10 protein-coding genes are annotated in these 10,113 nt (G+C 68.6%); 2 read left to right on the top strand and 8 right to left on the bottom strand.

Annotation, left to right across the window (positions count from 1 at the left end; translation table 11 throughout):
- Together G341_RS23365 and G341_RS22855 are read left to right on the top strand one after the other, a co-directional pair.
- A partial coding sequence (locus G341_RS23365; RefSeq protein ID WP_018177082.1) for a transposase occupies positions 1-188 on the top strand: 188 nt, incomplete at its 5' end.
- A gap of 41 nt (positions 189-229) precedes the next feature.
- On the top strand, positions 230-724 hold the full coding sequence (locus tag G341_RS22855; RefSeq protein WP_018177400.1) for an HNH endonuclease: 495 nt from the start codon (positions 230-232) through the stop codon (positions 722-724).
- A gap of 46 nt (positions 725-770) precedes the next feature.
- Here G341_RS22855 and aroB read toward each other — a convergent pair whose 3' ends face one another.
- The 8 genes from aroB to alaS form a co-directional block, all read right to left on the bottom strand.
- Entirely contained in the window at positions 771-1,877 is a 1,107-nt protein-coding gene (aroB, locus tag G341_RS0101835) for a 3-dehydroquinate synthase (RefSeq protein WP_018177399.1), read from the bottom strand.
- Positions 1,878-1,920: 43 nt separating this feature from the next.
- The gene (locus G341_RS0101830) at positions 1,921-2,457 is read right to left on the bottom strand and encodes a shikimate kinase (protein WP_018177398.1); all 537 of its coding nucleotides are present in this window, start codon (positions 2,455-2,457) and stop codon (positions 1,921-1,923) included.
- Positions 2,454-3,662 (bottom strand): chorismate synthase, encoded by a 1,209-nt coding sequence (gene aroC / locus G341_RS0101825; RefSeq protein WP_018177397.1) that lies wholly within the window; start codon positions 3,660-3,662, stop codon positions 2,454-2,456. Before aroC ends, G341_RS0101830 begins: the two co-directional genes overlap by 4 nt.
- A 44-nt stretch (positions 3,663-3,706) precedes the next feature.
- Positions 3,707-4,096, bottom strand: coding sequence for a prepilin peptidase (locus tag G341_RS0101820; protein WP_155826705.1), 390 nt, complete (start codon positions 4,094-4,096; stop codon positions 3,707-3,709).
- 120 nt (positions 4,097-4,216) lie between these two features.
- Entirely contained in the window at positions 4,217-5,038 is an 822-nt protein-coding gene (locus tag G341_RS0101815) for a shikimate dehydrogenase (protein ID WP_018177395.1), read from the bottom strand.
- Entirely contained in the window at positions 5,035-6,987 is a 1,953-nt protein-coding gene (locus G341_RS22850; protein ID WP_018177394.1) for an endolytic transglycosylase MltG, read from the bottom strand. The genes G341_RS0101815 and G341_RS22850 overlap by 4 nt, the downstream gene beginning before the upstream one ends.
- Complete coding sequence (gene ruvX, locus G341_RS0101805) at positions 6,984-7,421, bottom strand: Holliday junction resolvase RuvX (protein ID WP_018177393.1); 438 nt, start codon at positions 7,419-7,421, stop codon at positions 6,984-6,986. Before ruvX ends, G341_RS22850 begins: the two co-directional genes overlap by 4 nt.
- Positions 7,418-10,090 (bottom strand): alanine--tRNA ligase, encoded by a 2,673-nt coding sequence (gene alaS, locus G341_RS0101800; RefSeq protein ID WP_026303132.1) that lies wholly within the window; start codon positions 10,088-10,090, stop codon positions 7,418-7,420. Before alaS ends, ruvX begins: the two co-directional genes overlap by 4 nt.
- Positions 10,091-10,113 lie beyond the last annotated feature (23 nt).

Genomic DNA, 10,113 nt, shown 5'->3' with positions numbered 1-10,113 from the left:
GTGGGCGGCCTCCTGCTTTCGATGCAGTCCTTTACAAGGGCCGCAACGTTATTGAGCGTTCCTTCAACGACACCAAGCAGTGGCGCGCCCTGGCCACCCGCTACGACAAACTCGCCATCACCTACCGAGCCGCCGTGGTCCTACAGGCATGCCTCCGCTGGACACGCCTATTAGGAGACACGCCCTAGATAGCCGCGATCGGCCGCTGCATCTCGGTAGGCAGCGTCGGTTGGCGTCGGCGGATCAGCGGATCGCGTTGATCGCCGCCGATCAGGGCTGCACCCGGCCCGGCTGCGACCAGCCACCTTCCCGCACCGAGGTGCACCACATCGATGAATGGGTCAACGGTGGCCGTACCGACATCACCGTCATGACCTTGGCGTGCGGCGGCGACCACGCCCACGTGCACGACGGCCCCGGCGGCTGGATCACCGAACTCATCACGTCCGTCACCAACACCGGGCGACTGCCAGACGGCCGGTCGGCGCGGATCGGTTGGACCCAACGCGGCTCGGGGGAACCATTACGTGGCAACACCGTTCATAAACCGCGGCAGTATGTCGACTGGTTCCGGCAACGATTGCACGACCAGATGGTCGATGAACAACTACAGCGGGAGCATCCGGACTGGTGGGCCGAAGGCCGGCGCTGGGCGCGCGAGTTCGACCGCCTGCCCGACCCCGAACCGCCGGACTGGATCACGTACCGAGAGCTGGCCGCGTGAATCGTCGTGCCCGCATTCTTACGCGGACCGAACCGGCCCGACTCCGCTAGAGCAGCACCGATCCCGAGGTGGGCTTGTCGCTGGCGACCGCCGAGTAGGCGGCGACCAACAGGCTCGGATCCGGGGCCTCGAGCCGTCCCGGCTGCGCGAGCCCGTCGAGCACGACGAACCGCAGCATGCCGGCGCGGTTCTTCTTGTCCAAGCCCATCGTTTCCAGCAGCTGGTTGAACGCGTCGGCGTCGTAGGTCACTGGCAGCCCGACCGCCTGCAGGATGCTCTTGTGCCGGTCCGCGGTCGCGTCGTCGAGCCGTCCGGCCAGCCGGCCGAGCTCCGCCGCGTACACCAGGCCGACCGCCACGGCGGCGCCATGACGCCAGCGATACTTCTCGCGACGCTCGATCGCGTGGCCCAGGGTGTGTCCGTAGTTGAGGATCTCGCGCAGCGACGACTCGCGGAGATCGGCCGCGACGACATTCGCCTTCACCCGCACCGAACGCTCGATGAGTTCCGGCAGCACCGACCCCTTCGGGTCGAGAGCGGCCTGCGGGTCGGCCTCGATGAGCTCCAGGATCACCGGGTCGGCGATGAAGCCGGTCTTGATGATCTCCGCCATGCCGGCGACGATCTCGTTGGGCGGCACCGTCTCCAGCGTCGCGATGTCGATCAGCACGGTCCGCGGCTCGTGGAACGCACCGACCAGATTCTTGCCGGCGTCGGTGTTGATGCCGGTCTTGCCGCCGACCGCGGCGTCCACCATCGCCAGGAGTGTGGTCGGCACGTGGATCACGTCCACGCCGCGCATCCAGGTCGCCGCCACGAATCCCGCGAGATCCGTGGCCGCGCCGCCGCCGAGACTGATCACGACGTCGGTGCGGCGCAGGCCGATCCGGCCGAAGACGTCCCAGCAGAAGCCGGCGACCGATAGGTCCTTGCCCGCCTCGGCATCCGGGATCTCGACGCGATGAGCGTCGAACCCCTTGTCCACCAACGCCTCCCGGATCTGTTCGGCGGTCTGCTGCAGCGGCGGCTGATACAGGATCGCGACGGATTCGGCACCCTGCGCGGCAGCGACCACATCGTTCAGCAGGCCGCGGCCGATCACCACGTCGTACGGCGATTCGCTTTCGACGCGCACTCGCACCGGCTCGGTCATCGGGTCTCCTTCGGTCGCCCACTCACGTTCAACATGCGGTTATTCAACGGCTCGGGTTCTCCAGCAATTCGGCCACCCGAGCGGCGAGCTCGGCGGGACTGTGGTTCTCGGTATCGACAACCAGCGTCGCGACCCCCCGGTACGTCGCATCGCGCGACGCGAGCAGCTCCGCATAGCGCGCGGCCGGGTCGTCGGCGCGCAGCAGCGGCCGATCTGAACCGGCGACGCGCGCGAATCCGCGTTCGGGGGTCACCGTCAGATAGACGACCGGATGTCCCGCGAGGCGGGCCCTGGTCGCCGCAGACAGCACGGCTCCCCCGCCCAGCGACAACACGCAGCCAGACTGCGAAAGCAGCTGCGCCACCACGTCTTCTTCGATCTTCCGGAAAGCCGATTCGCCGTCGACGAAGATCTCCGGGATGCGCCGACCGGTGCGGCGTTCGATCTCCGCATCGCTGTCGACCAACTCGGCCGACAGCAGGCTTGCCAGTCGCCGACCGACGGTCGACTTGCCGGCGCCCATCGGGCCGACCAGCACGGCGAGTGGACCGGTGTGCCGGGCCGGTTCGGCCGTGCTCACTGCTTCGGGACGCGCGCGTCCACCCGCTCGGCGTAGGCGCGAACGTTGTCGGCGATCTCGGTCAGCGAGTCGCCGCCGAACTTCTCGACCGCGGCCTGCGCCAGCACCAGCGCCACCATCGCTTCGGCGACGACACCGGCCGCGGGCACGGCGCAGACGTCGCTGCGCTGGTGGATCGCGGCGGCTTCCTCACCGGTGCTCATATCGATGGTCGCCAGGGCCCGCGGCACGGTGGAGATCGGCTTCATGGCCACGCGGGCGCGCAGCACCTCGCCGTTGGTCATGCCACCCTCCAGACCGCCGGCACGGTTGGTCGACCGCAGCACGCCGTCCGGGCCGGGCACCATCTCGTCGTGCGCCTGGCTGCCGCGGCGGCGGGCCGTCTGGAAACCGTCGCCGATCTCGACGCCCTTCATCGCCTGAATTCCCATGAGCGCGCCCGCGATCCGCGAGTCGAGACGACGTTCGCCGCTGACATGCGACCCCAGGCCGATCGGAACACCGGTCGCGACGACCTCGACGACGCCGCCGAGGGTGTCGCCGTCTTTCTTGGCCGCCTCGATCTCGGCGATCATCTCCGCTTCCGCGGTCTTGTCGAAGGCGCGCACCGGGCTCTCGTCGATCGCGGCCAGGTCGGAGATCTGCGGCGGCACACCGTCATACGGCGTCGACGCACCGATCGACACGACATGCGACAGCACCTCGATGCCCAGCACCTGCCGCAGGAACTGCTTGGCGACGGCACCGAGCGCGACACGGGCGGCGGTCTCGCGGGCGCTGGCGCGCTCCAGCACCGGACGCGCATCGTCGAAGCCGTACTTCACCATTCCGGAGAAGTCGGCATGACCGGGACGGGGCCGCGTCAGCGCCTCGTTGCGCGCAACGCCCTCCAGTTCGGCCGGGTCGACCGGGTCGGCCGACATGACGGTCTCCCACTTGGGCCACTCGGTGTTGCCGATCTCGATCGCGATCGGGCCACCCATCGTCAGCCCATGACGGACGCCGCCGATGACGGTCACCTTGTCGGCCTCGAACTTCATCCGAGCCCCTCGGCCATACCCGAGTCGGCGACGCGCGAGTTGGTCGGCGATGTCGGACGAGGTCACGGAAACCCCGGCCACCATTCCCTCCAGCAGGGCGACGAGGGCGGGTCCGTGTGATTCTCCAGCGGTTGTCCAGCGCAGCACGGTAATCAATTCTTCCATGTCGGTGCGGTTGCGCCGAAACCGCCGGTCCCGGCGTCGTCCTATCAGGCCCAGAGACCACAGACGGCGGCCGCCGCCATCGCGAGCGGCGGCCCATGCGCCACTCGCCGTCGGCGGGTCACGACCGCGACGAACACCGTCGCCAGCTGCGCGAGCGCCACCATCGCCAGCGTCGCGCCGACCCCCGCCGCCATCCCCGACAGCGCGCAGACCAGCTTCACGTCACCGCCACCGACGCCACCGACCAGCCCGACGACCAGGTACAGACCCGTCGCCAGCGCCATCCCGCCGATCAGGCTCGGATCGAACACCGCAGACAACACGGCGGCCGACGCGGCCGGGACCGTCAGCCGATTCGGCAGACGACGCTCCCGGATATCGTTGCGCGCCAATGCGATCAACCACATGAGCACGACCACGTGCACGATCTCCACCGACACAGGGTGGCAGCATTGCGGCCCTCACGACGGCCGCATCCGGCGGGCTGTGGACAACTCCGCATCGCGGGCTGTCGTACCCCGCCGAAACCGGCGTCCTACCCGCGAATTGTGCGGTCAGTCGTTCAGCGCGGCCGCCATGGCCGCCTTCGGCGCCGGCTGCCCGGTGAACTGCTCGACCTGCCCATACGCCTGGTTCAGCAGCATCACCAAGCCCCCGACGACCGCACCCCCGGCCGCGCTGACCGCCTCGGCCAGCGGCGTCGGCCACGGGTGATAGATCACGTCGACCACGCGCCGCGCCGCGGCGAGCTCGGCGGCCACGGGCGCGGCGCCGTCGGCCGGAATCGTGCTGATCAACGCCGCGCTGTCGGCGCACACCCGGCGCAGTCGGTCACGATCGCCGAAGTCGATGACGGTCGCATCGAGGCCGGCGGATTCGGCCACCGCGACCGCACCCGCCGCCCGATCCGGGTTGCGGACGGCAATCGTCACGCGGCTGACGCCGGCCTCTGCGAGTCCCACGATCGCCGGTGCCGCGGTGCCCCCGGCGCCCACGACCACGGCCGACGCCCCACGCAGATCCGTCGCGCCGACCTCCCCCAGCGCCCCCAGGACGCCGTCGATATCGGTGCAGTCAGCACGCCAGCCGCGATCGGTACGGACCAACGTGTTGGCCGAGCCCGCGAGCCGCGCCCGCTCCGTCACCACATCGGCGAACTCCAGCGCCGCATGCTTGCCCGGCATTGTCACCGACAGCCCGATGTAGCTCTCGTCGAGCGCCGACACCAGCCCGGGCAGCTGTTCGGCCGTGCACTCGATGCGCTCGTACGTCCAGTCGGTCAGCCCGAGCGCGCGGTAGGCGGCCAGATGCAGGTCGGGCGAACGCGAATGCGACACCGGCGATCCGAGCACCGCCGCCCGACGCGGCCCGGTCACGGCGACGGACAGCGGATCAGGCCGTTGTGGCAGGCGGTCCGCTGATTGGCGAGCTGGACGTTGTAGTCAGCGGTGAACAGAGTGGTGCCGTCATGGTCGACCGTGACGAAGTAGAGCCAGTTGCCCGGCGTCGGATTGAGCGCCGCACCGAGCTCCGGCTGGCCGACCGCGCCGATCGGCGTCGGCGGCAGGCCCTCGATCATGTACGTGTTCCACGGCGTGTTCACCACCGAGTCGGCATTGGACAGACTCAGGTCGCGCACGGCCCGGGTGTAGTTGATCGTCGAGTCCATCTCGAGGCGCTGCGGCTTGTCGAGACGATTCAGGATCACCCGGGTCACCTGGGCGCGGTATTCCTGTGCCTGCTCCGGATTCTGAACGGAGACTTCCTTTTCGGCGATCGACGCCGACACCAGCACCGCGTAAGGGCTGGGCAGGCCGGAGTTGCCGTAGTTGGTGATCCCCCACGCGTCCAGCTTGGCGGCGCTGTCGGTGATCAACCCCTTGAGGATCTGCTGCGCATTCTGTGTCGGATCGACCGAGTAGTCCTGTTGCGGGGCGACGATCAGACCTTCGATGCGCCGCGGGTCACCCTTGCGGGAGTCGACCGCCGACACCGCCCACTGCGGCACGCCCAGATCGGCGGCCGAATCGTTGGCGGCCACGTTCGCCAGATCGGTGGCGCTGACGCCCAGCTGCTTGCCGTTGATGGTGACCGCGGTGGCCGCCTGGATCTTGGAGAAGATTCCGGACACGGGTTGACCGCGCGAGTCCTTGGTATCGGTCAGCTGCAGCCCCGGCGCGACCGCCAGGTCGCCGACCTGCGAACCCTGTTGCCCGAGAAGCTTGTACGCCTGTCCGGCGGAGATATGGGTGCGCAGTTTGTAGTAGCCGGGGGTGATGGTGCCGCCATCGACGGCGTTCGAGAACGCCTTGCTGCTGGCCACGACCCCGTTGTCCTTCAGGATCGATCCGGCCTCGCGGACGGACACGCCGTCCGGAATACGGACCAGCACATCGGAATTCCCCGAGATGCCGGAATAGTCGGCGCTGCTTTCGAATACGCCCGCCATCTTCAGGCCGACGTAACCGACACCACCGATCAGCACGAGCATCACGACGACAGCTGCGGAGATGACGATGCGGCGCCGACGTCGGCGCGCCTGCTGGCTGCCGCTCCCCGCCGCGTGACGATGCCCGCCGGACAGCAACGGCTGCGGCGGCGGGGTGTCCTCGGCCGGATAATCGTCGACGGCGTCGCGATCGATCGCCGGAAACGGCGTGGACGGGATGACGACCTGCGGCATCGCGCGCGAATCCGGACGGGCCCACTCATCGAGCTCGACGTTGGCCGGCTCCGTCTCCGGTTCCCATGCCTGCTCCGGTTCCGAATGCCACTCGGGCTCGGGTTCCGGGTGCCACTCGGGCTCCGGCTCGGGCTCCGGCGCCGACACCGGCGCTCGTTCGGCCGGCGGCGCAGGAGCACGGTCGACCACCGGCGCGGACTGCTCGACGCGCGGTGCGAAGCCGCGGTTCCCCGACGGCGATGCCGGCATTGATGGCGGTGCCGGCATGCGCGGGACCGACGTGGACGGGGGTGGCGGCACATCGGCCTGCCGGGAGCGCCACGACGGCGCCGGGGGTAGCAAATGGCCGGCAGCGCCGAACCGGTGCCCATCTACCGGCGGCTCGTCACGAACCGGGGTCTCACGGACAGGAGCCTCGGGAACGTCGGGCATCGTCGCCGGAAGTTCATCCGGATGTTCCGCAACGTCCGACTCGTCCTCTGTGCCGGCTGTGTAGTGTCGCGACCGAGCGCTGGTCTTGGGCAGATCCGCGAAGAACCTCTGCCAGTACTCATCGCGGTCGGTTCCCTCGACGAGCCGATGCCTGCGCCCGGCGCGTCCCGACGACTGCTCGGGATCAAGGCCGTCATTGGTCTCGGTCACCGCGCAACCATATCCAGATAGCCCTGCAGGATTTGCACCGCCGCGGCCTGATCGATGACATTTCGGCTGGATTTGGCGTTTCGACCGCTATCGCGAAGTGCGCGGGTGGCCGTCACGGTCGTGAGCCGCTCGTCGGAGTAGACCACCGGCACCGGCTTGATCGCCTCGGCCAGCCGCCCGCCGAATTCCTCGGCCGCCTGCGCCGCAGCACCCTTCTCGCCACGCAATGTGCGGGGCATGCCGACGACGACCTCGATGGCCTCATACTCCGCGACGAGATCGGTGATCCGCCGAATATCCGTGTCGGAATCGACTGTGCGAGCAACGGTTTCGACCGGTGTCGCCAGAATTCCATCAGGGTCGCTGGAGGCGACCCCGATCCGCACGCTGCCGACGTCGATCGCCAGCCTGCGCCCCCGCACCCGATCGCTCATCCGCGTGCGTCACCGCCGGCGATTGTCGCGATCTGCTTGAGCGCGGCATCGATTCCGGACGCATCGGTACCCGACCCCTGGGCCAGATCCTGCTTGCCGCCGCCACGGCCGCCGACCAATGGCGCGATCCGGCTCACGAAGTCGCCGGCGCGCAGCCCCTTTTCGATCCCGAGCGCCGTGACACCGACCGTGAACGGCACCTTGCCGTCCGCGGTCGAGAAGAGCGCGATCACCGCGGCATCCGCCGACATCCGGCCCCGCAGATCCGTCACCAGCGATCGCAGATCGCCGCCGCCGAGTCCGTCGGCCAGCCGTGCGGCGACGACCTTCACATCGCCGACCTGGCGCGCCGAGTCGATCAGCGCGGCGGCCGATGCCTTCGCGGCGTCCGCGCGCATCCGCTCCAACTGCTTCTCGGCGTCGCGCAGCTTCGTGACCAACAGTTCGACGCGGCCCGGCACCTGATCACTCGGCACCTTCAGCGACGACGCCAGCCCGGCCAGCAGCGCCCGCTCCTTCGACAGGTAGCGGAACGAGTCCATGCCGACATATGCCTCGACGCGGCGGATGCCGGAGCCGACCGACGATTCACCGACCAGCGTGACCGGCCCGACCTGCGCGGAGTTCGCCACATGGGTACCGCCGCAGAGCTCCATCGAGAACGGTCCGCCGATCTCGACGACCCGCACCACGTCGCCGTAGTTCTCGCCGAAGAGCGCCATCGCGCCCATCGCCTTCGCCTCGGCCAGTCCGGTCTGGAAGGTGTTGACCGGGTAGTTGGCCTCGACCGCCGCGTTGGCGATCTCTTCGATCTCGGCGCGCTGCGCCTCGGTCACCGGGCCACGGGCGTTGAAGTCGAACCGCAGATAGCCCGGACGGTTCAGCGAACCGGCCTGATGCGCGTCGGGGCCGAGCACCTGACGCAGCGCGGCGTGCACCAGGTGGGTGCCCGAGTGGCCCTGCGTGGCGCCGTGTCGCCAGGCCTGATCGACCTGCGCCAGCACCTCGTCGCCCTCGACCAGCTCGCCGTCGAGCACGCGAACCTTGTGCAGCCACAGCTTCTTTCCGACCTTCTGCACGTCGGTCACCTCGACGCGCAGACCGTCGCTCGACGACAGCGAACCGATGTCGCCGACCTGGCCGCCGGACTCGGCATAGAGCGGGCTGCGGTCCAGGATGACCTCGAGCTCGGATCCCGCGCCGGCCGAGCGCACCCGCTGCCCCGCCGACACCAGGCCGAGAACCCGTGCCTCCGAGGTCAATTCGTCGAAGCCGGTGAACTCCGTCGCCGCGCCCTCGAGGAAGTCGGCATAGACCGACAGATCGGCGTGACCGACCTTGCGCGCGTTGGCATCGGCCTTGGCCCGCTCGCGCTGCTGCGTCATCAGCGTCGCGAAACCCTTTTCGTCGACCGACAATCCGGCCTCGGCGGCCATCTCCAGGGTCAGGTCGATCGGGAACCCGTAGGTGTCGTGCAGGGTGAACGCATCGGATCCGGAGATCTGCCCGCGGCCCTGCTCCTTGGTCTGCGTCGCGGCATCGGCGAACAGCTTGGTGCCGGCCGCGAGCGTCTTGAGGAACGCCGTCTCCTCCGCCACCGCGGTGTCGCGAATGCGCTCGGCCTCGGTCGCGAGGTTCGGATACGACGGCGTCATCGTCACGATCACCCGATCGATGATCGTGCCGATCACTGGATCGGTGGCACCCAGCAGCCGCAGCGCGCGGATGATCCGGCGCAGCAGGCGGCGCAGCACATAGCCGCGGCCCTCGTTCGACGGCGTGACGCCATCGGCGATCAGCATCGCCGCGGTGCGGGCATGGTCGGCGATGACCCGGAACCGCACATCATCGGAGTCGTTCTGGCCGTACTCACGACCGGTCAGCTCCTGCGCCAGATCGATCACCGGGCGCATCAGGTCGGTCTCGTAGACGTTGTCGACGTTCTGCAGGATGCAGGCGACCCGCTCGATACCCATGCCGGTGTCGATGTTCTTCTTCGGCAGCGGACCGAGGATCTGGAAGTTCTCCTTGCCCACGCCCTCGCCGCGGATGTTCTGCATGAAGACGAGGTTCCAGATCTCGATGTAGCGATCCTCGTCGGCCTCCGGTCCGCCCTCGCGGCCATAGGCCGGGCCGCGGTCGTAGAAGATCTCCGAACACGGACCACACGGTCCGGGTACGCCCATCGACCAGTAGTTGTCCTTCATCCCCCGCCGCTGGATGCGTTCGGCCGGAACGCCGATCTCCTCGCGCCAGATCCGCTCGGCCTCGTCGTCATCGTCATAGACGGTCGGCCACAACCGATTCGCGTCGATGCCGTAGCCGCCGTCCTCGATCGAGTTGGTCAGCAGCGTCCAGGCGAAGGTGATCGCCTCGCGCTTGAAGTAGTCGCCGAAGCTGAAGTTGCCGGCCATCTGGAAGAAGGTGTTGTGCCGGGTGGTGATGCCCACTTCCTCGATGTCGAGGGTGCGGACGCACTTCTGGATGCTGGTGACCCGCGGGGCCGGCGGCTCGAGCTCGCCAAGGAAGTACGGACGGAACGGCACCATGCCGGCGATCACGAACAGCTGATTCGCATCATCGAGCACCAGCGATGCGCTGGGCACCTCGACATGGCCGGCCTTGATGAAGTGATCAAGGAAGCGCTTGCGAATCTCATGTGTCTGCACGGGCCAACAGCCTACCGGCTGCG

Origin of the sequence: Jongsikchunia kroppenstedtii DSM 45133 (assembly GCF_000380485.1) — a bacterium.
In the GTDB taxonomy this organism is placed as follows: Bacteria; Actinomycetota; Actinomycetes; order Mycobacteriales; family Mycobacteriaceae; genus Jongsikchunia; species Jongsikchunia kroppenstedtii.
The sequence above is the reverse complement of the archived record's forward strand: the minus strand, read 5'-3'. Positions and strand labels throughout refer to the sequence as shown.

Coding starts and splice junctions, on each gene's coding strand:
- ruvX (WP_018177393.1), bottom strand. CDS start 7,421: ATGAGCGATCGGGTGCGGGGGCGCAGGCTGGCGATCGACGTCGGCAGC.
- aroB (WP_018177399.1), bottom strand. CDS start 1,877: ATGACCGAGCCGGTGCGAGTGCGCGTCGAAAGCGAATCGCCGTACGAC.
- aroC (WP_018177397.1), bottom strand. CDS start 3,662: ATGGAAGAATTGATTACCGTGCTGCGCTGGACAACCGCTGGAGAATCA.